The sequence below is a fragment of the Paraburkholderia dipogonis genome (genome assembly GCF_046027395.1).
GTDB lineage: Bacteria > Pseudomonadota > Gammaproteobacteria > Burkholderiales > Burkholderiaceae > Paraburkholderia > Paraburkholderia dipogonis_A.
The window spans coordinates 157,218-181,264 of sequence record NZ_JAQQEG010000020.1; the positions used below are offsets into that span (position 1 = coordinate 157,218).

Consider the following 24,047-nt stretch of genomic DNA (forward strand, 5'->3'; position numbering starts at 1 on the left):
ATAAATAAAAAAAAGCCGCCCGGGAAGGCGGCTTCGTAGATCCATGTGGATCGGCTTGCGAGGCGCTCAGAACAGGCTGCGGCGATCCGGATCGTGCAACGGATCGGGCGTTTTCTGCGTAAGGCGCACGATGCCCTGTTCGTCGAAATAAAAGCTGTACATCATGTACCAGACGTTGTCTTCCAGATAGCGATAGGTCCAGACTTCGCGCTTCATCAACGGGAAGTACGACGTTTCGACCGGGCGGCCGAAATTCACCAGCACGTCGCTCTTGGTCCATTTGCCGATCTCGGCGCGATAGAACTCATTGGGCTGCAGCACCTGGCGTACGTTGACGATCTTGCCGGACGCGTCGATGTCGGCCGCGGTGGTGGTCTCGCCCATCGGCTGGGTCGGCCACATCAGCCGCTTGCCGCCGTTCGGCAGGTCGTAGCTTTCGCGCGGCGGGCCGAGGCGCGCGACGATGGTCGATTCGTCCGCGCCTTGGGTGTATTGCTGCCACGGCTGCACGCAGCCGGCGAGCGCCAGTGCGCTCAGACAGACGAGCGCCGCGCGGCGCAGGCGCCCTGCGGCCGGCGCTCCGATCGAGGCCGCCGTGCTGTGGTGGCGGTTGAACATGTATTCCTCCGATGGCGTTTGAGTAGCGGTTTTTATCATCGAGACGCATTATTTTGACACGCGCTGTGGCAAAAGATTTGCGCTTCGTGAAGAGCCGGCCGGGCAATACGATAACGCTTGCGCCGGCTTGCTTATTCCGTCCCGAACGACCTATGATCCGCGCTTTCACCAATCACGCGGGGCGATGACGATGGCGAAGTGGCAACGGACGGCGGCAGCGGCGCTGGCGGCGATGTCGATGACCTCGGTGGCGTATGCGGCGAGCGAGCCGGGCGCGACTGCGACTAACCCGGTGGCCGGCCCCGCAGCTAGCCCGGCGGCTAATCTGGCGGCTAACCTGGCGGCTAACCTGGTAGCTAACGCGGCGGCGAAGCCCGCGAGCAAACCCACCGGCGCGCCGATCCAGTTGGCGCTGATCGAAGGCATGTCCGGCCCGTTCGCCAACGCGGGCGCGGCGGTGGAGCGCAACCTGCGCTTCGGCGTCGAGCAGGTCAATGCGCACGGCGGCGTGAAGCTCGCCGACGGCGCGCATCCGTTCGAGCTGGTCGTGCTCGACAGCAAGGGCGGCACCGAAGAGGCGCTCACGCAATTGCGCGCGGCCGCCGACCGCCATATCGGCTACATCATGCAGGGCAACAGCTCGGCGGTCGCCGCCGCGCTGATCGGCGCGATCGACAAGCAGAACAGCCGCGAACCGGGCAATCGCGAACTGTTCCTCAACTATTCCGCCGATGACCCGGCCCTGACCAACGCCAACTGCAGCTTCTGGCACTTCCGCTTCGACGCGCATGCAGGTATGCGTATGGATGCGCTGGCCGACGTGATCCAGCGCGACAAGGCGGTGAACAAGGTCTATCTGCTGAACCAGGATTACAGCTTCGGCCACGACGTCAGCAGCCTCGCGCGTTCGACGCTGGCGACGAAGCGTCCGGATATCGCGGTGGTCGGCGACGAGTTTCACCCGATCGGCCGCGTGAAGGACTTCGCGCCGTACATCGCGAAGATCCGCGCGAGCGGGGCGGATGCCGTGATCACGGGCAATTGGGGCAACGACCTGACACTGCTCGTCAAGGCCGCGCGCGAGCAGGGGCTGGACACGAAGTTCTACACGTTCTACGGCAACAGCCTCGGCGCGCCAGCCGCCTTGGGCGACGCCGGCGTGGGCCACGTGATCGCGGTGGCAGACTGGCATCCGAACGCCGGCGGCGCGGCTTCCGACGCCTGGTACGCCGCTTTCCGGGCGCGCTTCCCGGCCGCGCAGGACGATTACCCGGTACTGCGTATGCCGCTCATGATCGAAACCCTGGCCGCCGCGATGACCCGCGCCGGCAGCGCCGACCCGACGGCCGTGGCGAAAGCCCTCGAAGGGATCAAGTTCGACAATGGCTTCCACGCCTCGTGGATGCGCGCCGACGATCATCAACTGATCCAGCCCCTTTACGTGATGCAGATGGACAAAGCCGGCACGCCGGGCGTGCATTTCGATAACGAAGGCTCCGGTTACGGGTTTCGCACGGTGCTGGCGTTGCCGCCCGAGCGCACCGTCTTGCCGACCGTCTGCAGAATGAAGCGGCCGTGACGCGGGCGAGGCGCGCTCCATCGCCCGGCACAGCAGGGTTCGCGGCCGGAATCGGCTGTGCTACAATACGCGTCCCGTTGTGAGGCAAGCCTTTATCCAAGGCCTGTCAAATACACGGGTAACCCACGGCACGGCCTTTCTTCCGTGACCGCCTGTCTAGTTCTTAAGGAAATCGACATGTCCGCAGTTGAAACAAGCAAGAAGTCCGAAGTCGTTGCGCAATTCGCACGCGCAGCTAACGACACCGGCTCCCCCGAAGTTCAGGTCGCGCTGCTCACGACCCGCATCAACGAACTGACCGTTCACTTCAAGGCACACACGAAAGATCACCACAGCCGCCGCGGTCTGCTGCGCATGGTGAGCCGCCGTCGTAAGCTGCTCGACTACCTGAAGGGTAAGGACGCGGATCGTTACCGCGCACTGATCGAGAAGCTGGGTCTGCGTAAGTAATCGGCCAGTCGTTCAGCAAGATGCCTGTGTCAGTTCCACTGATACAGGCATTTTGTTTTTGCACGGTGCGCTTCATGTGATGCGTGCCGGCTGTTCTCCGCAGTGGCGTGCCGGTTCATGCGGCGGGAGCAGGCAGCAGTAATCAAGCAGTAGAGCAAGCAGTAAAGAAGAGATTCATGGCCGGGCTTCAGGGGCGGAGCTTTGTGTCATTCCAGCGGTTCGCGCGCGTACTCGACGTAAGGCGTGGTTCTCTGGAATGGCATAACACTACTCTTCCCATGCGGCGCCGGTCCTGGCGTTGCCGCGCCGCTTCTGGTCCGCGCGGCATTACGAAGAGGAAAAGCAATGACTATGTTCAATAAGATCGTCAAAGAATTTCAGTGGGGACAGCATAAGGTTCGCCTCGAAACCGGCGAAGTCGCTCGCCAGGCGAGCGGTGCCGTGATCGTCGACGTCGAAGATACCGTGGTGCTGGCCACCGTGGTCGGCGCCAAGACGGCCAAGCCGGGTCAGGACTTCTTCCCGCTGACCGTCGACTACCTCGAAAAGACCTATGCCGCCGGCAAGATCCCGGGCGGCTTCTTCCGCCGCGAAGGCCGTCCGTCGGAAGGCGAAACGCTGACTTCGCGCCTGATCGACCGGCCGTTGCGTCCGCTGTTCCCGGAAGGCTTCTACAACGAAGTCCAGGTCGTGATCCACGTCCTGTCGCTGAACCCGGAAATTCCCGCTGACATCCCCGCGCTGATCGGCGCGTCGGCGGCGCTCGCTGTTTCCGGTCTGCCGTTCAACGGCCCGGTCGGCGCTGCACGTGTGGCCTACATCAACAACGAATACGTGTTGAACCCGACGCGTCCGCAAATGAAGGAATCGGCGCTCGACCTGATCGTCGCCGGTACGGAGCGCGCGGTGCTGATGGTGGAATCGGAAGCGCAGCAACTGAGCGAAGAAGTGATGCTCGGCGGCGTGGTGTTCGGCCATGAGCAAATGCAGATCGCGATCGACGCGATCCATGAACTGGTCCGCGAAGGCGGCAAGCCGGAATGGGACTGGAAACCGGCCGCGAAGAACGAGCCGCTGATCGCGCGCGTGACGGAACTGGCGCAAGCCGACCTGCTCGCCGCTTACCAACTGCGCGACAAGCAAGCCCGTTCGACCAAGCTGAAGGAAGTCTACGCAGCGACGTCGGCGAAACTGGAAGAAGACGCTGCAGCAGGCGGCACGGTGGCAGCCGACAAGGCAACCGTCGGCAACGTGCTGTTCGACATCGAAGCGAAGATCGTCCGTACGCAGATCCTGAACGGCGAACCGCGCATCGACGGCCGCGACACGCGCACCGTGCGCCCGATCGAAATCCGTACCGGCGTGCTGCCGCGTACTCACGGTTCGGCACTGTTCACGCGCGGCGAAACGCAAGCGCTGGTAGTGGCCACGCTGGGCACGAAGGGCGACGAGCAGAACATCGACGCGCTCGAAGGCGAGTACCGCGAACGCTTCATGCTTCACTACAACATGCCTCCGTTCGCGACCGGCGAAACGGGCCGCGTCGGTTCGCCGAAGCGCCGTGAAATCGGTCACGGCCGTCTGGCCAAGCGCGCGCTGGCTGCCTGCCTGCCGAGCGCCGACGAATTCGGCTACTCGATCCGCGTCGTGTCGGAAATCACGGAATCGAACGGCTCCTCGTCGATGGCTTCGGTGTGCGGCGGCTGCCTCGCGCTGATGGACGCCGGCGTGCCGATGAAGGCGCACGTCGCCGGCATCGCCATGGGCCTGATCCTGGAAGGCAACAAGTTTGCCGTGCTGACCGACATCCTCGGCGACGAAGATCACCTCGGCGACATGGACTTCAAGGTGGCGGGTACGGAACAAGGCGTGACCGCGCTGCAGATGGACATCAAGATCCAGGGCATCACCAAGGAAATCATGCAGGTCGCCCTCGCGCAAGCGAAGGAAGGCCGTCTGCATATCCTCGGCAAGATGACCTCGGCGGTGTCGGGCGCGAACACTGTGCTGTCGGACTACGCACCGCGCATGATCACCATCAAGATCAATCCGGAAAAGATCCGCGACGTGATCGGCAAGGGCGGCTCGGTGATCCGCGCGCTGACCGAAGAAACCGGCACGACGATCGATATTTCGGACGACGGCGTCGTCACCATCGCCAGCACGAGCAGCGAAGGGATGGCCGAAGCGAAGAAGCGTATCGAGAACATCACGCTGGAAGTCGAAGTGGGCCAGGTGTACGAAGGCACCGTGCTCAAGCTGCTCGATTTCGGCGCGATCGTGAACATCCTGCCGGGCAAGGACGGTCTGCTGCACATCTCCGAAATCGCCAACGAGCGTATCAAGGACATCAACGACTATCTGAAGGACGGCCAGCAGGTGAAGGTCAAGGTCATCCAGACGGACGAAAAGGGCCGCGTGCGTTTGTCGGCCAAGGCGTTGCTGAACGAAGGTGCAAACGGCGCGCCGCAAGGCGAACCGACGCCGCAGTAATGCGGTAGCAGGACAACGGCCGGCAGCGCGAATGCGCGCCGGCCGTTTTTTATGAAGGGCGCAGGGTGGATTGCGTTGCAGGTAATTAGAAACGGGTACTCTACTTGTTCATCCCGGCATGCAACGCAATCCAATCTTGGAGTTGACGCAGATGAAAGCGATCGAAATCACCGAATTCGGAGCGCCGGAAGTCCTGAAGCTGGCTGAGCGGCCGACGCCGCAGCCCAAGGCAGGCGAGGTGCTGATCAAGGTGGCCGCATCCGGCATCAACCGTCCGGACGTGTTCCAGCGCAAGGGCGGCTATGCGCCGCCGCCGGGCGCGTCGGATCTGCCGGGGCTGGAAGTGGCGGGTGAAATCGTCGAAGGGTCGATCGACGAGAAGAACAACCCGTTCGGTCTGAAGGTAGGCGATCGCGTGTGCGCGTTGCTGGCCGGCGGCGGCTACGCGGAATACGCGGTCGCGCCGCTGCTGCAATGCCTGCCGGTGCCGGCTGGTTTGTCGGATGTCGAAGCGGCTTCGCTGCCGGAAACGTTCTTCACGGTGTGGAGCAATGTGTTTGACCGTGCGCAACTCGGCAAAGGCGAAGGCGCGCCGAACGAAACGCTGCTGGTGCAGGGCGGTTCGAGCGGCATCGGCGTGACGGCGATCCAGATTGCGCATGCGCTCGGCTTTCGCGTGTTCGCGACGGCTGGCTCGGACGAGAAGTGCCGCGCGTGTGAAGCGCTCGGCGCCGAGCGGGCGATCAACTACAAGACTGAAGATTTCGTCGAAGTGATCAAGTCGCTGACCAACGATCGCGGCGTCGACGTGGTCCTCGACATGGTGGCGGGCAGTTACGTGTCGCGCGAGCTGACGGCGTTGGCAGATGGAGGCCGCATCGTGCTGATCGCATTGCTGGGCGGCGCGAAAGCGGAACTGAATCTGAATGAAGTGTTGCGCCGCCGTTTGACGGTGACGGGTTCGACGCTGCGTCCGCGGCCGATCGAATTCAAGGCGAAGATTGCCGCGCAGTTGAAGGAGCACGTGTGGCCGCATCTCGAAGATGGCCGCATCAAGCCCGTGGTGCATCGCGTGTTCCCGGCCGCACAAGCCGCCGACGCGCACACGCTGATGGAAAGCAGCACGCACGTCGGCAAGATCGTACTGTCTTGGGGTCAGGACGCTTGACACGGTCGGTTTGACCCGATCCACCCCACGCAGTAAAATTGCGCGTTTTGCGCACGCCGCATGAAACCGAAAGGCGGACTGTAAGCGCAAACGAAGTCCGCCGCCAAGACAAGACGAGACGATGTCGAAACAACGAGCCAAGCTGGTAGTCGGTAACTGGAAGATGCACGGGCGCCTCGCCGAGAATGCCGCGTTGTTGCAAGCGGTGGCACAAGGCGCGGGCGAATTGCCGGCCGACGTGCGCGTCGGGGTTTGCGTGCCGAGTCCGTATCTCGCGCAGTCTCAATCGTTGCTGGAAGGCAGCCGGGTCGTGTGGGGCGTGCAGGACGTGTCAGCGTTCACGCATGGCGCCTATACCGGCGAAGTGGCCGCGCCGATGGTGGTGGATTTCGGCGCCACGCTGGCGATCGTCGGGCACTCGGAGCGCCGTGCCTATCATCGCGAAAGCGCTGAACTGGTCGCCGTGAAAACCCAGCGCGCGCTGGAAGCGGGTTTGACGCCGATCGTCTGTGTCGGCGAAACGCTTGAAGAGCGCGAAGCCGGTTCGACCGAGCAGGTGGTCGGTACGCAACTGGACGAAGTGCTGGCGAAATTGTCGGTGCAAGAGGCGGCGCGGCTTGTCGTCGCGTATGAGCCGGTTTGGGCGATTGGCACCGGCAAGAGCGCGAGCTCGGAGCAGGCGCAGGCAGTTCATGCGTTCCTGCGGGCGCGTCTGGCGGCAAAGGGCGCGGCAGTGGCGGATGTGCCGCTGTTGTACGGCGGCAGTGTGAAACCGGAAAACGCGGAAGAATTGTTCCGCCAGCCGGATATCGACGGTGGCCTGATCGGCGGCGCGTCGTTGAAAGACCAGGATTTCCTGGCGATCTGCAAGGCGGCGGCCGCAACGAGCATCGCCGGTTAAGCAGGGCGCCTTGGCGAGGATGACCCCATCCCGCGCAACACGCAATGTGTGGCGCGGTTAAATAAAGACTCAGGTGAGTGTGATGCTGTATTTGAAAACATTGATTATCGTCGTTCAGCTGTTGTCGGCACTCGGGGTTATCGGCCTCGTCTTGCTGCAACACGGCAAAGGCGCCGATATGGGCGCGGCTTTTGGTAGCGGCGCGTCGGGCAGCCTGTTCGGCGCGACCGGTTCGGCGAACTTTTTGTCGCGTACAACGGCGGTGCTCGCAGCGGTGTTTTTTGTCACCACGTTGACGCTCACTTACCTCGGCGCGTATCGCGCGAAACCTTCCGCAGGCGTGCTGGGCGCGGCTGTGACTTCACCGGTCGCGGGTTCGGCTGCTTCGGCACCGGCAGGTGGCTCGGCTGTTTTGCCGGCATCGGCTGCGTCCGTCCCGGCGACCGACGTGCCGAAATAAATTTTCGTTCAAACGTGCTTTTGTGCGTTGAACAATCTGTTTAGACCAGTTACAATCTAAGTCTTGAAGCGATTCGCGGGTTTTATAAGTTGTTTTCCCGGATTGCATGCAGTGCCGACGTGGTGAAATTGGTAGACACGCTATCTTGAGGGGGTAGTGGCGAAAGCTGTGCGAGTTCGAGTCTCGCCGTCGGCACCAAAATGTTATCTAAATGCCAGCCGCTTGCTTCGCTTCGGCTGGCATTTTCACTTCTGGCGTGCGGCTTGCGTTGGACTTGCGGCATGTGCGTTTCGGAAGTGATTTCGCGTCAGGAGTGCTATGCTCCTGACGGCACTCAGAACCAACCGATTGAGGATAGTCTTGAACCTCGCAGCCTATTTCCCCGTCTTGTTGTTCCTCGTTGTGGGCACTGGTTTAGGCGTAGCACTGGTCAGTATCGGCAAGATCCTCGGTCCCAACAAGCCCGATACCGAGAAAAACGCACCGTACGAGTGCGGCTTCGAAGCATTCGAAGATGCGCGCATGAAGTTTGACGTGCGCTATTACCTCGTCGCCATTCTCTTCATCATTTTCGATCTTGAAACCGCGTTCCTGTTCCCGTGGGGTGTTGCCCTGCGCGACATCGGCTGGCCCGGCTTCATGGCAATGATGATTTTCCTGCTCGAATTCCTGCTGGGCTTCGCCTATATCTGGAAGAAGGGTGGCCTCGACTGGGAATGATGGATTAATCGCCGGTTTGCGTGGGTGGCCAAGGCTTGCCGCCCCGTCTGGAGTGGAAAGCAAATGAGTATCGAAGGGGTCTTGAAGGAAGGGTTTGTCACCACCACGGCTGACAAACTGATCAACTGGACGCGCACCGGCTCGCTGTGGCCGATGACGTTCGGTCTTGCGTGCTGCGCGGTCGAGATGATGCATGCGGGCGCTGCCCGTTATGACCTCGACCGTTTCGGCGTGGTGTTTCGTCCGAGTCCGCGTCAGTCGGACGTGATGATCGTCGCCGGCACGCTGTGCAACAAGATGGCGCCGGCTCTGCGCAAGGTCTACGACCAGATGGCCGAGCCGCGCTGGGTGATCTCGATGGGCTCGTGCGCGAACGGCGGCGGCTATTACCACTACTCGTATTCGGTGGTGCGTGGCTGTGACCGGATCGTGCCGGTCGACGTCTATGTGCCGGGTTGTCCGCCCACGGCGGAAGCGCTGGTGTACGGCGTGATCCAGTTACAGGCCAAGATTCGCCGCACCAACACAATCGCCCGTCAATAAGGCCAACGCCTCCCCCACAATATGGCAAGCAAACTCGAGACCCTGAAAGCGAACCTCGAGGCGGCCTTTGGCGGCCTCCTGCTGAACCTCAGCGAAGCAATCGGTGAGTTGACGATCGTCGTGAAGGCTGGCGACTACCTCAACGTGGCAACGCGTCTGCGCGACGACCGCTCGCTCGGTTTCGAGCAATGCGTGGATCTGTGCGGCGTCGACTATCAGACCTACGCCGAAGGCGCTTACGACGGTCCGCGCTTCGCGGCCGTTCTGCATTTGTTGTCGGTGCAGAACAACTGGCGTCTGCGCCTGCGCGTGTTCGCACCGGACGACGAAGTGCCGATCCTGCCGTCTGTCGTCGAAATCTGGAATTCGGTCAACTGGTACGAGCGCGAAGCATTCGACCTGTACGGCATCGTCTTCGAAGGCCATCCGGACCTGCGCCGCATCCTGACCGACTACGGTTTCATTGGTCACCCGTTCCGTAAAGATTTCCCTGTCTCCGGCTACGTCGAAATGCGTTACGACCCGGAAGAGAAGCGCGTCGTCTATCAGCCTGTGACGATCGAGCCGCGGGAAATCACGCCGCGCGTGATCCGCGAAGATCGCTATGGCGGTCTGAAACACTAAGAGAACGCCATGGCAGAGATCAAGAACTACACGCTCAACTTCGGCCCTCAGCATCCGGCAGCGCACGGTGTGCTGCGCCTCGTGCTCGAACTCGACGGCGAAGTCATCCAGCGCGCCGATCCGCACATCGGCCTGCTGCATCGCGCGACTGAAAAGCTCGCCGAAACCAAAACATTCATCCAGTCGGTGCCGTACATGGACCGTCTCGACTACGTGTCGATGATGGTCAACGAGCACGGCTATGTGATGGCGATCGAAAAGCTGCTCGGCATCGAGGTGCCGGTGCGCGCGCAATACATTCGCGTGATGTTCGACGAAGTCACGCGCGTGCTGAACCACCTGATGTGGATCGGTGCGCACGCGCTCGACGTCGGCGCGATGGCTGTGTTTCTGTATGCGTTCCGCGAACGCGAAGACCTGATGGACGTGTACGAAGCGGTGTCCGGCGCACGGATGCACGCGGCTTACTATCGTCCGGGCGGCGTCTATCGCGATCTGCCTGACGCAATGCCGCAATACAAGGCATCGAAAATTCGCAATGCGAAGGCATTGTCGAGGATGAACGAAAACCGCCAGGGTTCGCTGCTCGACTTCATCGACGATTTTTTCACGCGTTTTCCGAAGTGCGTCGACGAATACGAAACGCTGCTCACCGATAACCGGATCTGGAAGCAACGTCTGGTCGGTATCGGCGTGGTCAGCCCGGAACGCGCGCTGAACCTCGGTATGACCGGCGCGATGTTGCGCGGCTCGGGTATCGAATGGGACTTGCGTAAAAAGCAGCCGTACGAAGTCTACGACAAGCTCGATTTCGACATTCCGGTCGGCGTGAATGGCGATTGCTATGACCGCTATCTGGTGCGTGTCGAAGAAATGCGCCAGTCCACACGGATCGTGAAACAGTGCATTGAGTGGCTGCGCAAGAATCCCGGCCCCGTCATGGTCGACAATCACAAGGTTGCGCCGCCGTCGCGCGTGGGCATGAAGTCGAACATGGAAGAGCTGATTCACCACTTCAAGCTCTTCACGGAAGGCTTCCACGTGCCGGAAGGCGAGGCGTATGCCGCGGTCGAGCATCCGAAGGGCGAGTTCGGCATCTATCTGATCTCCGACGGCGCCAACAAGCCGTATCGCCTGAAGATCCGCGCACCGGGCTACGCACACCTGTCCACGCTCGATGAAATGGCGCGCGGTCACATGATCGCCGACGCCGTGACGATCATCGGCACGCAGGACATCGTGTTCGGCGAAGTGGATCGCTAGGACGTATTCATCAGAGCGCGCCTTCAGATTGCACGAAGCGCGCGTCAAGCAAAGGAACGCCGGGTCTGTCGCATCATGCAGCGCGCGACAGGTTTTCGTTCGGTAGGAATTGAAAGAGTCGTGTCTGAAAATGATCTCAGCTGAAGGCCTGAAAGAAATCGATCGCGCGATCGCGAAGTATCCCGCCGATCAGAAACAGTCCGCCGTGATGTCGGCGTTGGCCACTGCTCAGGAAGAGCATGGCTGGCTGACGCCCGAACTCATGCAGTTCGTCGCGGACTATCTCGGCATGCCGGCAGTCGCCGTGCAGGAGGTGGCTACCTTCTACACGATGTACGAGACCTCGCCGGTCGGCAAGTACAAGATCACGCTCTGCACCAACCTGCCGTGCCAGCTCGGCCCGGACGGCGGCTCGGACAGTGCTGCTGAATATCTGAAGCAGAAGCTCGGCATCGACTTCGGCGAAACCACGCCCGACGGCAAGTTCACCCTCAAAGAAGGTGAGTGCATGGGTTCGTGCGGCGACGCGCCGGTGATGCTGGTGAACAACCATCGCATGTGCAGCTTCATGAGCCGCGCGAAGATCGACCAGCTGCTCGAGGAACTTTCGAAATGACGTCTTTACACGATCGTCACATCAAACCGCTGATTCTCGCCGGCCTGAACGGCGACAACTGGCATCTCGAAGATTATGTGGCGCGCGGCGGTTACGCCCAGCTGCGCCGTATTCTGGAAGAGAAGATTCCGCCCGAGCAGGTGATCGCCGACGTCAAGGCGTCGGGTCTGCGTGGCCGCGGCGGTGCAGGCTTCCCGACCGGCCTGAAGTGGAGCTTCATGCCGCGTCAGTTCCCCGGCCAGAAGTACCTCGTCTGCAATTCGGACGAGGGCGAACCGGGCACGTTCAAAGACCGCGACATCCTGCGCTTCAATCCGCATTCGCTGATCGAAGGCATGGCCATCGGCGCATACGCGATGGGCATCACGGTCGGCTACAACTATATCCACGGCGAAATCTGGGAAGTCTACAAACGCTTTGAACAAGCGTTGGACGAAGCTCGCCGCGCCGGGTTCCTCGGCGAAAACATCATGGGTTCGGGCTTCTCGTTCGAACTGCATGCGCACCACGGTTACGGCGCCTATATCTGCGGCGAAGAAACCGCGCTGCTCGAATCGCTGGAAGGCAAGAAAGGCCAGCCGCGCTTCAAGCCGCCGTTCCCGGCGAGCTTCGGCGTGTACGGCAAGCCGACCACGATCAACAACACCGAGACGTTCGCTGCGGTGCCGTTCCTGCTCGCGATCGGTCCGCAGAATTACCTCGAGATCGGCAAGCCGAATAACGGCGGCACGAAGATTTTCTCCGTCGCAGGCGACGTCGAGCGTCCGGGCAATTATGAAGTTCCGCTCGGCACGCCATTCGCCACGTTGATGGACCTCGCCGGCGGCATGCGCGGCGGCAAGAAGATCAAGGCTGTGATTCCTGGCGGCTCGTCGGCACCGGTGATTCCGGGCGACATCATGATGCAGACCGACATGGACTACGACTCGATCGCCAAGGCCGGCTCGATGCTCGGTTCGGGCGCGGTCATCGTCATGGACGAGACGCGTTGCATGGTGCGCTCGTTGTTGCGTCTGTCGTATTTCTATTACGAAGAATCGTGTGGTCAATGCACGCCTTGCCGCGAAGGCACGGGCTGGCTGTACCGTGTCGTGCATCGTATCGAGCATGGGCTCGGCCGTCCGGAAGATCTGGATCTGCTGAATTCGGTCGCTGAAAACATCATGGGCCGCACGATTTGTGCGCTCGGCGATGCAGCGGCTATGCCGGTTCGCGGCATGCTCAAGCACTACTGGGACGAATTCGAATACCACGTCGCCCACAAGCATTGCCTCGTCGGCGGTCATGCCGGCGCAGCAGCGGCGTCGGAAACCGTAGCGGCTTGAGTCTGCGGATCAATAAGCAGATAAGCACGCAGAAGAACATGCCATCCGCGGGGTTCATCGCCTGAGACAGGCGCTGAACAGGCGAACGATTGAGCGGTAACAGGTTAAGGAAGATTGACCATCATGGTTGAACTTGAAATAGACGGCAAGAAAGTAGAGGTGCCTGAAGGCAGCATGGTGATCCAGGCTGCGCATAAGGTCGACACGTACATTCCTCACTTCTGCTATCACAAGAAGCTGTCGATCGCGGCCAACTGCCGGATGTGTCTGGTCGATGTCGAAAAGATGCCGAAGGCGGTGCCCGCATGCGCCACGCCGGTGTCGGCCGGCATGATCGTGCGCACCAAGTCGGACAAGGCGGTGAAGGGCCAGCAAGCCGTGATGGAATTCCTGCTGATCAACCACCCGCTGGATTGCCCGATCTGCGACCAGGGCGGCGAGTGCCAGTTGCAGGATCTAGCCGTGGGTTACGGCAAGTCGGCCTCGCGCTATAGCGAAGAAAAGCGCGTGGTGTTCCACAAGAACGTCGGCCCGCTGATCTCCATGGAAGAAATGTCGCGTTGCATCCACTGCACGCGTTGCGTCCGTTTCGGCCAGGAAGTGGCCGGCGTGATGGAACTCGGCATGCTGGGCCGCGGTGAACATTCGGAAATCACGTCGTTCGTCGGCAAGACGGTGGATTCGGAACTGTCGGGCAACATGATCGATCTGTGCCCGGTCGGCGCGCTGACCAGCAAGCCTTTCCGTTACAGCGCCCGTACGTGGGAACTGTCGCGCCGCAAGTCGGTGAGCCCGCACGATTCCGTCGGCGCGAACCTCGTGGTGCAAGTGAAGAACAATCGCGTGATGCGTGTTCTGCCGTTCGAAAACGAATCCATCAACGAATGCTGGATTTCGGACAAGGACCGTTTCTCGTACGAAGGCCTGAACAGCCCCGAGCGTCTGACTCAGCCGATGCTCAAGCAAGGCGGCAAGTGGGTCGAGACCGACTGGCAAACCGCGCTTGAATACGTGGTGAAGGGTTTGAAGGGCATCAAGGGCGACCACGGCGCGAACGCGCTGGCCGCACTCGGCAGCGCCCACAGCACGGTCGAAGAACTGTTCCTGTTGAAACAACTGGCGCAAGCGGTCGGCACGCCTAACGTCGACTTCCGTCTGCGTCAGTCGGATTTCTCCGCACCGGTCAACGGTGCGCCGTGGCTCGGCACGGCTATTGCCGATCTGTCGAACGTCGACGCCGCACTGGTGATCGGCTCGGATCTTCGCCGCGATCATCCGCTGTTCGCCGCGCGTCTGCGTCAAGCCGCGAAGGGCGGCGCGAAGCTCACGCTCGTGCAGTCCACCAACGACGACGCGCTGATTCCGCAAGCGGAGCGCGTGGTGGCAGCGCCGTCGGCATGGCTCGACGCACTCGCTGGTATCGCGGGCGCGGTGTCGGAAGCCAACGGTGTGGCACTGCCGGAAGTTTTCGCCGGCACGCAGCCTACGGATGCGAACAAGAAAGTCGCGAAGTCGCTCGCCACGGGCGAACGCCGCCTCGTGTTGCTGGGCAACAGCGCGGTTCGTCATCCGGACTTCGCGGTCATCCACGCCGCGGCGCAATGGATTGCAGACGCCACCGGCGCGACGCTGGGCTTCCTCTCGGAAGCGGCCAACACGGTCGGCGCGCATCTCGTGAACGCGTTGCCGGGCGAGGGCGGTCTGAACGCTCGCGAAGTGTTCGAGCAACCGCGCAAGGGTTATGTGCTGCTGAACGTCGAACCGGAGTTCGACACGGCCAATCCGGCGCAGGCTTTGGCCGCGTTGAAGCAGGCTGAAATGGTTGTCGTGATGTCGCCGTTCCAGACCGGCGCAGAATACGCCGACGTGCTGCTGCCGATCGCGCCGTACACGGAAACGGCCGGCACGTTCGTCAACGCCGAAGGTACGGTGCAGACGTTCAACGGCGTCGTGCGTCCGCTCGGTGACACGCGTCCGGCATGGAAGGTATTGCGTGTGCTGGGAAGCCTGCTGGGTGTGCCCGGTTTCGAATTCGACACATCCGAAGAAGTACGCACGGCCGCTCTCGGCGACGGTGAACTGAGCTCGCGTCTGTCGAACAAGACGGGCGTCACGGTGACAGGCGGCAAGGCGGCGAAGGCAGCGGAAGGCAAGTTCGAGCGTATCGCGAACGTGCCGATCTATCACGCCGACGCGCTGGTGCGTCGCGCCGAGTCGCTGCATCTGACCGCAGCGGCACGTGCGGCGAACACGGTCGGTTTGCCGGCCGGGCTGTTCGACAAACTGGGTTTGAAGGAAGGCGACGCGGTGCGCGTGCGCCAGGGCGAGCAATCGGTGCAGTTGCCGGCCGTGCGCGACGCAAATCTTGCGGAGACGGTCGTCCGCGTATCGGCGGCTACGCCTGCCGGTGCAGCGCTGGGCAGCCTGTTCGGTGAACTGGTGGTGGAGAAGGCGTAAATGAGCTTGTTCGATACGATCAACTCGGGCGGCACCCAGCTTCTCGGTGTGGCATGGCCCACGGTGTGGGCACTGGTGCGCATCCTGGTGGTGGCCGTCGTGATCCTGCTGTGCGTGGCTTACCTGATTCTGTGGGAGCGTAAGCTGATCGGCTGGATGCACGTGCGTCTCGGCCCGAACCGCGTCGGCCCCGCAGGTCTCCTGCAGCCGATCGCCGACGTGCTGAAGCTGCTGCTGAAAGAAGTGATTCAGCCGGCGCAGGCGAGCCGCTGGATCTACCTGATTGCGCCGATCATGGTGGTGGTGCCGGCTTTCGCGGTCTGGGCGGTGATTCCGTTCCAGGCGGGCGCGGTGCTCGGCGACATCAACGCGGGTCTGCTGTACGCCATGGCGATTTCGTCGATCGGCGTGTACGGCGTGATTCTGGCGGGCTGGGCGTCGAACTCGAAGTACGCGTTCCTCGGCGCGATGCGCGCCGCCGCGCAGATGGTCTCGTACGAAATCTCGATGGGCTTCGCGCTCGTCGTCGTGCTGATGACCGCCGGCACGCTGAACCTGTCGGGCATCGTCAATTCGCAGGAACATGGCATCTTCGCGTCGTACGGCTTGAACTTCCTGTCGTGGAACTGGCTTCCGCTGCTGCCGATGTTCGTCGTGTACTTCATCTCGGGCATCGCCGAAACGAACCGTCACCCGTTCGACGTGGTGGAAGGGGAGTCGGAAATCGTCGCGGGCCACATGATCGATTACTCGGGGATGGCGTTCGCGCTGTTCTTCCTCGCCGAGTACATCAACATGATCGTGATCTCGGCATTGGCTGCAACACTGTTCCTCGGCGGCTGGAGCGCACCGTTCGGGTTCCTGTCGTTTATCCCGGGCATCTTCTGGCTGGTGCTGAAGGTTTTCTTGCTGTTGTCGGTGTTCATCTGGGCGCGTGCCACCTTCCCGCGCTATCGCTATGACCAGATCATGCGTCTGGGCTGGAAGATTTTCATTCCGGTCTGCGTGGTGTGGCTGGTGGTGGTCGGCTTCTGGATCATGTCGCCGTTGAACATCTGGAAATAAAGGGCGGATGAACCTATGACCGCAATCCAAAATTTTTTCAAGACCTTCTTCCTCACGGAGCTGCTCAAAGGCCTCGCGCTGACCGGACGTTATACGTTCCAGCGCAAGGTGACCGTGCAATTCCCCGAAGAAAAGACCCCGATCTCGCCGCGTTTCCGCGGGCTGCACGCGCTGCGCCGCTATGAAAACGGCGAAGAGCGCTGCATCGCCTGCAAGCTGTGCGAAGCAGTGTGCCCGGCGCTCGCCATCACCATCGAGTCGGAAACGCGCGCGGACAACACCCGCCGCACGACGCGTTATGACATCGACCTGACCAAGTGCATCTTCTGCGGTTTCTGTGAAGAGAGCTGTCCGGTCGATTCGATCGTCGAAACGCACATTCTCGAGTATCACGGCGAGAAGCGTGGCGACCTGTACTTCACGAAAGACATGCTGCTGGCCGTGGGCGATCGCTATGAAGCGGAGATCGCGGCGAATAAGGCAGCCGACGCACCGTATCGTTGAAGCGCTTTAGTTAAAGCAGTAAATGCAGCAATCACGGCCTGTTGTCGGGCCGGGCGCCGCGGCCTGAACGCCGCGGCACGGCGCACCTGTGCGGCTGTTCTGGCGGTATGCCAGCCACAAGTGCCAAAGAACAATGCCTGACGATGGCCTAACGATGAACCGGTAATCATGGAATTCACGACCGTACTGTTCTACATCTTCGCGCTGCTCCTGGTGGTTTCAGGGCTGAAGGTGATCACCTCGCGCAACCCGGTGTCGTCCGCACTGTTTCTGGTGCTGGCGTTCTTCAACGCGGCGGCCATCTGGATGCTGCTGCAGGCCGAGTTCCTTGCGATCCTGCTGGTGCTGGTCTACGTCGGCGCGGTGATGGTGCTGTTCCTGTTCGTCGTGATGATGCTGGACATCAACATCGACGTGCTGCGCAAAGACTTCAAACGCTTCGTGCCAATGGCCACTCTGGTGGGTGCGATCATCGTGATCGAAACCGCGCTGATCCTGTGGCACGGTTACGGCGCGACCGCCACGGCGCTGCGCGACACCACGGCCGCCGCGAACGGCATGGGCGACTGGTCGAACACGCGCCTGATCGGCAAGGTCATTTACACCGACTACATCTTCGCGTTCGAAGTGGCCGGTCTGGTGCTGCTGGTAGCCATCATCGCGGCGATCGCACTGACCACGAGCCACAAGAAAGACAGCAAGCGTCAGAACATCAGCGAGCAGGTCAAGGTACGTGCCCAGGACCGTGTGCGCGTCGTGAAGATGAAATCGGAAAAGACCGCGGCAACCGTCGCGGCAGAAGAAGCCGCGGCAGCGGCAGCAGCAGCGGCCGACTCGGCACCGGCTAAGAACAGCTGAGCGGACAGGAGATAGAAATCATGTTGACCCTTGCCCATTACCTTGTCCTCGGCGCGATCCTGTTTGCGATCAGCATCGTCGGCATTTTCCTGAACCGTCGCAACGTCATCATCATTTTGATGGCGATCGAACTGATGCTGCTCGCGGTGAACACCAATTTCGTCGCGTTCTCGCATTACCTCGGCGACGTGCATGGCCAGATCTTCGTCTTCTTCGTGCTGACGGTTGCGGCAGCGGAAGCGGCCATCGGCCTCGCGATTCTGGTGACCCTGTTCCGTAGTCTCGACACGATCAATGTCGAGGATCTCGATCAGCTCAAAGGTTAATTTCAGGAAAAGCGGTTATGTCCACGATACTCAATGAAAACCTGCTGCTGGCGATCCCGCTGGCACCGCTGGCCGGCTGCCTGGTTGCCGGGCTGGCCGGAAAAGCGGTAGGGCGAGCCGGTGCGCATTCGGTCACGATCCTCGGCGTCGCGATCTCGTTCATTCTTTCGGCCATCGTCTTCTTCCAGGTGATGGACGGCGCGAGCTTCAACGCGACCATCTACGAATGGATGTCGATCGGCAAGACGAAGTTCGAGATCGGCTTCCTGGTCGACTCGCTGACAGCCATGATGATGTGCGTGGTGACCTTCGTGTCGCTCATGGTGCACATCTACACGATCGGCTACATGGCCGACGAGGACGGCTACCAGCGCTTCTTCTCGTACATCTCGCTGTTCACGTTCTCGATGTTGATGCTCGTGATGAGCAACAACTTCCTGCAACTGTTCTTCGGCTGGGAAGCGGTGGGTCTGGTCTCGTATCTGCTGATCGGCTTCTACTTCACGCGGCCCACGGCGATCTACGCGAACATGAAGGCGTTCATCGTGAACCGCATCGGCGACTTCGGCTTTCTGCTGGGTATCGGCCTGCTGTTCGCGTTCGCCGGTTCGATGAACTACGGCGACGTGTTCGCGAAGCGCACCGAACTCGCGGCACTGACCTTTCCGGGTACGGACTGGGGTCTGCTGACCGTGGCCTGTATTTGCCTCTTCATCGGCGCGATGGGCAAGTCGGCGCAGTTCCCGCTGCACGTCTGGCTGCCGGATTCGATGGAAGGCCCGACGCCGATTTCCGCACTGATTCACGCGGCAACCATGGTGACGGCCGGTATCTTCATGGTCACGCGCATGTCGCCGCTGTTCGAACTGTCGGATACGGCGCTCTCGTTCGTCATGATCATCGGCGCGATTACCGCGCTGTTCATGGGCTTCCTTGGGATCATCCAGAACGACATCAAGCGCGTGGTGGCGTATTCCACGCTGTCGCAGCTGGGTTACATGACGGTCGCGCTGGGCGCGTCGGCATACTCGGTCGCCGTGTTCCACCTGATGACGCACGCGTTCTTCAAGGCACTGCTGTTCCTCGGCGCGGGTTCGGTGATCATCGGCATGCATCACGATCAGGACATCCGCAACATGGGCGGCCTGCGCAAGTACATGCCGATTACGTGGATCACGTCGCTGGTTGGTTCGCTGGCGCTGATCGGTACGCCGTTCTTCTCGGGCTTCTACTCGAAAGATTCGATCATCGACGCCGTGAAGCTGTCGCATCTGCCGGGTTCGGGCTTCGCGTACTTCGCGGTGGTGGCGAGCGTCTTCGTCACCGCGCTGTATTCGTTCCGTATGTACTTCCTGGTGTTCCACGGCGAGGAGCGCTTCCGTGGTCCGAAGCATCCGGAATCGCCGATGGGCATCGAAGCCGCAGCCCACGCGCATGACGGCCACGATGCTCATGGCCACGATGCGCACGGCCATGGTCACGACGACCACGCTCACGAGCCGCACGAAACGCCGTGGGTGGTGTGGCTGCCGCTGGTGCTGCTGGCGATTCCGTCGGTGGTGATCGGTGCGATCGGCATTGGCCCGATGCTGTTCGGCGACTTCTTCCAGCATGGGGTGGCGTTCGACAAGGTGATCTTCATCGGCGAAAACCATCCGGCGTTGCATGAGATGGCTGAAGAGTTCCAGGGCTGGGCGTCGATGGGTCTGCACTCGGTTGCGGGTCTGCCGGTCTGGCTGGCGCTCGCGGGTGTGGTGGTCGCGTGGTTCCTGTACCTGGTTCGTCCGGATCTGCCGGCTGTCATCAAGCGCGCGTTCGGTCCGATCTACACGCTGCTCGATAACAAGTACTACATGGACAAGATCAACGAAGTCGTGTTTGCGCGGGGCGCCGTGGCAATTGGCCGTGGTCTCTGGAAGGAAGGCGACGTCGTGGTGATCGACGGCATCGTCAACGGCAGCGCACGCTTTATCGGCTGGTTCGCCGGCGTGATCCGCTTCCTCCAATCCGGCTACATCTACCACTACGCGTTCGCCATGATTATCGGCATGTTGGGGCTCCTGACCCTGTTTGTAACGCTCGGCGGCAAATAAGGCGAGGGACACTAATGCACGCTTATCCGATTCTCAGTATTGCGATCTGGTTGCCGATCCTCGTCGGCCTCCTGGTCCTGGCCATCGGTTCCGACCAGAACCCGGCTCCCGCGCGCTGGATTGCGCTGATCGGTTCGGTCGTCAGCTTCCTCGTGACGATCCCGCTGATTACCGGTTTTGATTCGAGCACCGCCGATCTGCAGTTCGTCGAAAAGGCGAACTGGATCGAGCGCTTCAATATCACGTACCACCTGGGTGTCGACGGCATCTCGATGTGGTTCGTCGTGCTGACCGCATTGATCACGGTGATCGTCGTGATCGCCGCGTGGGAAGTGATCACGAAGAACGTGGGTCAGTACCTGGCCGCGTTCCTGATCCTGTCGGGCATCATGGTCGGCGTGTTCAGCTCGGCCGACGGCATGCTGTTCTACGTGTTCTTCGAAGCGACGCTGATTCCGATGTACATCATCATCGGCGTGTGGGGTGGGGCGAACCGCGTGTACGCGGCGTTCAAGTTCTTCCTGTACACGCTGATGGGCTCGCTGTTGATGCTGGTCGCGTTGCTGTACCTGTACATCGAGACCGGCACGTTCGACCTCGCCACGTGGCAGCATGCGCAGATCGCCATGACGCCTCAGGTGCTGATATTCATAGCGTTCTTCATGGCCTTCGCCGTGAAGGTGCCAATGTGGCCGGTTCACACGTGGTTGCCTGACGCCCACGTGGAAGCACCGACCGGCGGCTCGGTCGTACTGGCCGCGATCATGCTGAAGCTGGGCGCATACGGTTTCGTGCGCTTCTCGCTTCCGATCACGCCGGACGCGAGCCACTTCCTGGCGCCGGTCGTCATCACGCTTTCACTGATCGCGGTGATCTACATCGGTCTCGTCGCGATGGTGCAGACGGACATGAAGAAGCTGGTCGCGTATTCGTCGATCGCGCACATGGGTTTCGTCACGCTCGGCTTCTTCATCTTCAACCAGCTTGGCGTGGAAGGCGCGATCGTGCAGATGATCTCGCACGGCTTCGTGTCGGGCGCGATGTTCCTGAGCATCGGCGTGCTGTACGACCGTATGCATTCGCGTCAGATCGCCGATTACGGCGGTGTCGTCAACGTGATGCCGAAGTTCGCGGCGTTCGTCATGCTGTTCTCCATGGCGAATTGCGGCCTGCCGGGCACCTCCGGTTTTGTCGGCGAGTTCATGGTGATTCTGGCCGCTGTCCAGTACAACTTCTGGATCGCGGGCGGCGCGGCGGTCACGCTGATTCTCGGCGCGGCCTACACGCTGTGGATGTACAAGCGCGTGTACTTCGGCGCGATCGCCAACGATCACGTGAAGGGCCTGCTCGACATCAACCGTCGCGAATTTTTCATGCTGGCAGTGCTTGCCGCACTGACGCTGTTCATGGGCCTGTATCCGAAGCCCTTTACCGATGTGATGCACGTATCCGTGGAAAACCTCCTCGCCCACGTTGCGCAGTCAAAGCTGCCGTTGCCTCAGTAACGCCGAGCGAGGAATTTAAGACCATGCAAAACGCCCCTATGACTGCTCTGTTGCCCGACGCGCTGGTGATGCTCGCCGTTGTCGTCGCGTGGCTCAACGACACGTTCGTCGGCCAGGCCGGTCGCCGTACCACGTACTTCATCGCGTTCTTCTCGACGCTGGTCGCCGGCGTCTGGTTCGCGATGAACGCGTTCGATCCGCAAGTGCGCTACTACTTCGGCCACATGTACGTGGTCGACTCGTTCGCCAACGTGATGAAAGCGGTGGTGACGCTCGGCTACGCGGTGTCGATCGTGTATTCGCGCCGTTACCTCGAGGATCGCGGTCTGTTCCGTGGCGAGTTCTTCCTGTTGGGCATGTTCTCGTTGCTCGGCCAGCTCGTCATGATCTCCGGCAACAACTTTCTGACGCTGTATCTCGGCCTGGAACTGATGTCGCTGTCGCTGTACGGTGCGATTGCCCTGCGTCGTGACGCGGCGCCGTCGAACGAAGCGGCCATGAAGTACTACGTGCTCGGCGCGCTGGCTTCCGGTTTCCTGCTGTACGGCATCTCCATGCTGTACGGCGCGACCGGTTCGCTCGACCTGAACGAAGTGTTCAAGGCGATCGGCACGAGCCACTACGACCCGAGCGTGCTGCTGTTCGGCGTGATCTTCATTGTGGCGGGTGTGGCGTTCAAGATGGGCGCGGTGCCGTTCCACATGTGGGTGCCCGACGTCTATCAAGGCGCACCGACGGCCATGACGCTGATGGTCGGCGGCGGTCCGAAGGTTGCCGCGTTCGCCTGGGGGCTGCGCTTCCTCGTGATGGGTCTGCTGCCGCTCGCGGTCGAATGGCAGGAAATGCTGGTGATTCTCGCGGCGCTGTCGCTGATCGTCGGCAACATCACCGGTATCGTACAACGCAACGTGAAGCGGATGCTCGCGTACTCGGCGATCTCGAACATGGGCTTCGTGCTGCTGGGCCTGCTGGCCGGCGTGGTCGACCACAAGACCACGGGTGCCGCCAACGCGTACGGTTCGGCCATGTACTACAGCATCGTCTACCTCATCACGACGATGGGCACGTTCGGCGTCATCATGTTGCTGGCGCGTCGCGATTTCGAAGCGGACACGCTGGAAGACTTCAAGGGCCTGAATCAACGCAGCCCGGTGTTCGCGTTCGTGATGATGATCATGATGTTCTCGCTCGCCGGCATTCCGCCCGCGGTCGGCTTCTATGCGAAGCTCGCGGTGCTGCAGGCCACCATGAACGCTGGTTTGACCTGGCTGACGGTGCTGGCCGTGATCACGTCGCTGTTTGGCGCGTTCTACTACCTGCGTATCGTCAAGCTGATGTATTTCGACGATCCGCAAGACAAATCGCCCATCCTCGCCGACACCAGCACGCGCGCTTTGCTCGCGTTCAACGGTGTGGCTGTGCTGGTGCTCGGTATCGTGCCGGATCCGTTGTTGAAGGCCTGCCTGCAGGCTATCCAGCACACGCTGCTGCTCTGATGTCGGCAGCGGGTTGGTTTATCGTGCTGTTGGCGCTGGTCGGCGCCAATCTGCCGTTCCTGAATCAGCGCCTCTTCGCCGCCGTGCCGTTGAAAGCGGCGAAGAAAAGCGGCTGGGTCCGGATTGCCGAATTGATCGTGCTGTACTTCGTGGTCGGCGCGCTCGGTTTTCTGCTGGAAGCGCGCGCGGGTAACCGCTTCGAACAGGGTTGGCAGTTCTACGCGATCACGTTCGCGCTCTTCGTGGTGTTCGCGTTCCCTGGCTTCACCTTCCAGTATCTCGTCAAACGCCGCTGACGGCGTCTCGCCGTCGGCGCACCAAGTCCCCAAGGTCCGCAAATGGCTGAACTTCCCGATCACGACGCCGCGCTCAAAGAGACTTGCATCGAGAGCAAAACGATCCACCAAGGGCCGTTTCTGACCCTCAAGTGCGACACTGTTCGCCTGCCGGACGGCAAGCACGCCACGCGCGAATATGTTCAGCATTCCGGCGCCGTGATGGTGATTCCATTATTCGACGACGGCCGCGTGCTGCTGGAAAACCAGTATCGCTATCCGATGGGCAAGGTCATGGTCGAGTATCCGGCCGGCAAGCTCGATCCGAACGAAGGCGCGCTGGCCTGTGCGAAACGTGAGTTGAGGGAAGAGACGGGTTATACCGCGCGCGAGTATGTTTATCTGACGCGCATTCACCCGATCATTTCCTATTCGACCGAATTCATCGACATCTACCTCGCGCGTGGTTTGACTGCCGGTGAGCGCAAGCTCGACGAGGGCGAATTTCTCGAACTGTTCACGGCGACTGTGCCCGAGATGTCCGAGTGGGTGCGCACCGGCAAGGTTACTGATGTGAAGACGGTGATTGGCACATTCTGGCTGGAGAAGGTGTTGTCGGGTGCGTGGTCGTTGGCGGAGCCGGAATAACGTCGATAGCGTAGGAGGGGCGCGGGCGGCGCGCCGCCTCGGAAGTCTCAGAAAAGCCCC

The 24,047-nt window shown here is 61.2% G+C and carries 23 protein-coding genes and 1 tRNA gene; 23 read left to right on the forward strand and 1 reads right to left on the reverse strand.

Annotated features, from left to right (window positions below; all coding sequences use genetic code 11):
- Positions 1-66 precede the first annotated feature (66 nt).
- Positions 67-618, reverse strand: coding sequence for a hypothetical protein (locus PQR32_RS21575; RefSeq protein ID WP_408231401.1), 552 nt, complete (start codon positions 616-618; stop codon positions 67-69).
- Positions 619-802: 184 nt separating this feature from the next.
- On the opposite strand from PQR32_RS21575, the gene PQR32_RS21580 reads away from it, so the two are divergent.
- From PQR32_RS21580 to PQR32_RS21690, 23 genes are all read left to right on the forward strand, one after another.
- Positions 803-2,197 carry a branched-chain amino acid ABC transporter substrate-binding protein gene (locus PQR32_RS21580; RefSeq protein ID WP_408231404.1) on the forward strand — a complete coding sequence of 465 codons (1,395 nt, stop codon included), beginning with the start codon at positions 803-805 and terminating at the stop codon, positions 2,195-2,197.
- Between the two features lie 177 nt (positions 2,198-2,374).
- Complete coding sequence (gene rpsO, locus PQR32_RS21585) at positions 2,375-2,647, forward strand: 30S ribosomal protein S15 (protein WP_011487489.1); 273 nt, start codon at positions 2,375-2,377, stop codon at positions 2,645-2,647.
- Between the two features lie 345 nt (positions 2,648-2,992).
- Positions 2,993-5,140 carry a polyribonucleotide nucleotidyltransferase gene (gene pnp / locus PQR32_RS21590; RefSeq protein ID WP_408231407.1) on the forward strand — a complete coding sequence of 716 codons (2,148 nt, stop codon included), beginning with the start codon at positions 2,993-2,995 and terminating at the stop codon, positions 5,138-5,140.
- A gap of 151 nt (positions 5,141-5,291) precedes the next feature.
- Positions 5,292-6,308: an NAD(P)H-quinone oxidoreductase gene (locus PQR32_RS21595; protein WP_408231410.1), complete on the forward strand. Its 1,017-nt coding sequence runs from the start codon at positions 5,292-5,294 to the stop codon at positions 6,306-6,308.
- A 121-nt stretch (positions 6,309-6,429) separates the two neighbouring features.
- Entirely contained in the window at positions 6,430-7,209 is a 780-nt protein-coding gene (gene tpiA, locus PQR32_RS21600; RefSeq protein ID WP_408231413.1) for a triose-phosphate isomerase, read from the forward strand.
- Positions 7,210-7,291: 82 nt separating this feature from the next.
- The gene (secG, locus tag PQR32_RS21605) at positions 7,292-7,669 is read left to right on the forward strand and encodes a preprotein translocase subunit SecG (RefSeq protein WP_408231416.1); all 378 of its coding nucleotides are present in this window, start codon (positions 7,292-7,294) and stop codon (positions 7,667-7,669) included.
- Between the two features lie 113 nt (positions 7,670-7,782).
- A tRNA-Leu gene (locus PQR32_RS21610) sits at positions 7,783-7,867 on the forward strand.
- A gap of 162 nt (positions 7,868-8,029) precedes the next feature.
- Positions 8,030-8,389, forward strand: coding sequence for an NADH-quinone oxidoreductase subunit A (locus tag PQR32_RS21615; protein WP_013339872.1), 360 nt, complete (start codon positions 8,030-8,032; stop codon positions 8,387-8,389).
- 63 nt (positions 8,390-8,452) lie between these two features.
- Positions 8,453-8,932 (forward strand): NuoB/complex I 20 kDa subunit family protein, encoded by a 480-nt coding sequence (locus PQR32_RS21620; RefSeq protein WP_006052903.1) that lies wholly within the window; start codon positions 8,453-8,455, stop codon positions 8,930-8,932.
- Between the two features lie 21 nt (positions 8,933-8,953).
- Positions 8,954-9,556: an NADH-quinone oxidoreductase subunit C gene (locus PQR32_RS21625; protein WP_106280363.1), complete on the forward strand. Its 603-nt coding sequence runs from the start codon at positions 8,954-8,956 to the stop codon at positions 9,554-9,556.
- A gap of 9 nt (positions 9,557-9,565) precedes the next feature.
- On the forward strand, positions 9,566-10,819 hold the full coding sequence (locus PQR32_RS21630; RefSeq protein WP_132375254.1) for an NADH-quinone oxidoreductase subunit D: 1,254 nt from the start codon (positions 9,566-9,568) through the stop codon (positions 10,817-10,819).
- Positions 10,820-10,949: 130 nt separating this feature from the next.
- Positions 10,950-11,435 carry an NADH-quinone oxidoreductase subunit NuoE gene (gene nuoE, locus PQR32_RS21635; RefSeq protein ID WP_106280364.1) on the forward strand — a complete coding sequence of 162 codons (486 nt, stop codon included), beginning with the start codon at positions 10,950-10,952 and terminating at the stop codon, positions 11,433-11,435.
- Positions 11,432-12,760 (forward strand): NADH-quinone oxidoreductase subunit NuoF, encoded by a 1,329-nt coding sequence (gene nuoF, locus PQR32_RS21640; RefSeq protein ID WP_408231419.1) that lies wholly within the window; start codon positions 11,432-11,434, stop codon positions 12,758-12,760. The genes nuoE and nuoF overlap by 4 nt, the downstream gene beginning before the upstream one ends.
- 123 nt (positions 12,761-12,883) lie before the next feature.
- Positions 12,884-15,217 (forward strand): NADH-quinone oxidoreductase subunit NuoG, encoded by a 2,334-nt coding sequence (gene nuoG, locus PQR32_RS21645; RefSeq protein WP_408231422.1) that lies wholly within the window; start codon positions 12,884-12,886, stop codon positions 15,215-15,217.
- On the forward strand, positions 15,218-16,282 hold the full coding sequence (gene nuoH, locus PQR32_RS21650; protein WP_168793162.1) for an NADH-quinone oxidoreductase subunit NuoH: 1,065 nt from the start codon (positions 15,218-15,220) through the stop codon (positions 16,280-16,282).
- 15 nt (positions 16,283-16,297) lie between these two features.
- Positions 16,298-16,786: an NADH-quinone oxidoreductase subunit NuoI gene (nuoI, locus tag PQR32_RS21655; protein WP_012432383.1), complete on the forward strand. Its 489-nt coding sequence runs from the start codon at positions 16,298-16,300 to the stop codon at positions 16,784-16,786.
- Between the two features lie 168 nt (positions 16,787-16,954).
- Positions 16,955-17,644, forward strand: a complete 690-nt coding sequence (locus PQR32_RS21660; RefSeq protein ID WP_408214558.1) for an NADH-quinone oxidoreductase subunit J — start codon at positions 16,955-16,957, stop codon at positions 17,642-17,644.
- 20 nt (positions 17,645-17,664) lie between these two features.
- Positions 17,665-17,970 (forward strand): NADH-quinone oxidoreductase subunit NuoK, encoded by a 306-nt coding sequence (gene nuoK, locus PQR32_RS21665; RefSeq protein WP_006052894.1) that lies wholly within the window; start codon positions 17,665-17,667, stop codon positions 17,968-17,970.
- A gap of 17 nt (positions 17,971-17,987) precedes the next feature.
- Positions 17,988-20,063, forward strand: a complete 2,076-nt coding sequence (gene nuoL, locus PQR32_RS21670) for an NADH-quinone oxidoreductase subunit L (RefSeq protein ID WP_408231427.1) — start codon at positions 17,988-17,990, stop codon at positions 20,061-20,063.
- A gap of 14 nt (positions 20,064-20,077) precedes the next feature.
- Positions 20,078-21,568, forward strand: coding sequence for an NADH-quinone oxidoreductase subunit M (locus tag PQR32_RS21675; RefSeq protein ID WP_408231430.1), 1,491 nt, complete (start codon positions 20,078-20,080; stop codon positions 21,566-21,568).
- 23 nt (positions 21,569-21,591) lie between these two features.
- Complete coding sequence (gene nuoN, locus PQR32_RS21680; RefSeq protein ID WP_408231433.1) at positions 21,592-23,064, forward strand: NADH-quinone oxidoreductase subunit NuoN; 1,473 nt, start codon at positions 21,592-21,594, stop codon at positions 23,062-23,064.
- Entirely contained in the window at positions 23,064-23,360 is a 297-nt protein-coding gene (locus tag PQR32_RS21685) for a DUF2818 family protein (protein ID WP_408231436.1), read from the forward strand. The genes nuoN and PQR32_RS21685 overlap by 1 nt, the downstream gene beginning before the upstream one ends.
- Positions 23,361-23,402: 42 nt before the next feature.
- Positions 23,403-23,987, forward strand: coding sequence for an NUDIX domain-containing protein (locus PQR32_RS21690; RefSeq protein WP_408231439.1), 585 nt, complete (start codon positions 23,403-23,405; stop codon positions 23,985-23,987).
- The last annotated feature ends 60 nt before the right edge of the window (positions 23,988-24,047 follow it).

What these genes read in the sequence shown, in the direction of transcription:
- PQR32_RS21575 (WP_408231401.1), bottom strand. Translation starts at nt 618, where the DNA reads ATGTTCAACCGCCACCACAGCACGGCGGCCTCGATCGGAGCGCCGGCC.
- PQR32_RS21580 (WP_408231404.1), top strand. Translation starts at nt 803, where the DNA reads ATGACGATGGCGAAGTGGCAACGGACGGCGGCAGCGGCGCTGGCGGCG.
- rpsO (WP_011487489.1), top strand. Translation starts at nt 2,375, where the DNA reads ATGTCCGCAGTTGAAACAAGCAAGAAGTCCGAAGTCGTTGCGCAATTC.
- pnp (WP_408231407.1), top strand. Translation starts at nt 2,993, where the DNA reads ATGACTATGTTCAATAAGATCGTCAAAGAATTTCAGTGGGGACAGCAT.
- PQR32_RS21595 (WP_408231410.1), top strand. Translation starts at nt 5,292, where the DNA reads ATGAAAGCGATCGAAATCACCGAATTCGGAGCGCCGGAAGTCCTGAAG.
- tpiA (WP_408231413.1), top strand. Translation starts at nt 6,430, where the DNA reads ATGTCGAAACAACGAGCCAAGCTGGTAGTCGGTAACTGGAAGATGCAC.
- secG (WP_408231416.1), top strand. Translation starts at nt 7,292, where the DNA reads ATGCTGTATTTGAAAACATTGATTATCGTCGTTCAGCTGTTGTCGGCA.
- PQR32_RS21620 (WP_006052903.1), top strand. Translation starts at nt 8,453, where the DNA reads ATGAGTATCGAAGGGGTCTTGAAGGAAGGGTTTGTCACCACCACGGCT.
- PQR32_RS21625 (WP_106280363.1), top strand. Translation starts at nt 8,954, where the DNA reads ATGGCAAGCAAACTCGAGACCCTGAAAGCGAACCTCGAGGCGGCCTTT.
- PQR32_RS21630 (WP_132375254.1), top strand. Translation starts at nt 9,566, where the DNA reads ATGGCAGAGATCAAGAACTACACGCTCAACTTCGGCCCTCAGCATCCG.
- nuoE (WP_106280364.1), top strand. Translation starts at nt 10,950, where the DNA reads ATGATCTCAGCTGAAGGCCTGAAAGAAATCGATCGCGCGATCGCGAAG.
- nuoF (WP_408231419.1), top strand. Translation starts at nt 11,432, where the DNA reads ATGACGTCTTTACACGATCGTCACATCAAACCGCTGATTCTCGCCGGC.
- nuoG (WP_408231422.1), top strand. Translation starts at nt 12,884, where the DNA reads ATGGTTGAACTTGAAATAGACGGCAAGAAAGTAGAGGTGCCTGAAGGC.
- nuoH (WP_168793162.1), top strand. Translation starts at nt 15,218, where the DNA reads ATGAGCTTGTTCGATACGATCAACTCGGGCGGCACCCAGCTTCTCGGT.
- nuoI (WP_012432383.1), top strand. Translation starts at nt 16,298, where the DNA reads ATGACCGCAATCCAAAATTTTTTCAAGACCTTCTTCCTCACGGAGCTG.
- PQR32_RS21660 (WP_408214558.1), top strand. Translation starts at nt 16,955, where the DNA reads ATGGAATTCACGACCGTACTGTTCTACATCTTCGCGCTGCTCCTGGTG.
- nuoK (WP_006052894.1), top strand. Translation starts at nt 17,665, where the DNA reads ATGTTGACCCTTGCCCATTACCTTGTCCTCGGCGCGATCCTGTTTGCG.
- nuoL (WP_408231427.1), top strand. Translation starts at nt 17,988, where the DNA reads ATGTCCACGATACTCAATGAAAACCTGCTGCTGGCGATCCCGCTGGCA.
- PQR32_RS21675 (WP_408231430.1), top strand. Translation starts at nt 20,078, where the DNA reads ATGCACGCTTATCCGATTCTCAGTATTGCGATCTGGTTGCCGATCCTC.
- nuoN (WP_408231433.1), top strand. Translation starts at nt 21,592, where the DNA reads ATGCAAAACGCCCCTATGACTGCTCTGTTGCCCGACGCGCTGGTGATG.
- PQR32_RS21685 (WP_408231436.1), top strand. Translation starts at nt 23,064, where the DNA reads ATGTCGGCAGCGGGTTGGTTTATCGTGCTGTTGGCGCTGGTCGGCGCC.
- PQR32_RS21690 (WP_408231439.1), top strand. Translation starts at nt 23,403, where the DNA reads ATGGCTGAACTTCCCGATCACGACGCCGCGCTCAAAGAGACTTGCATC.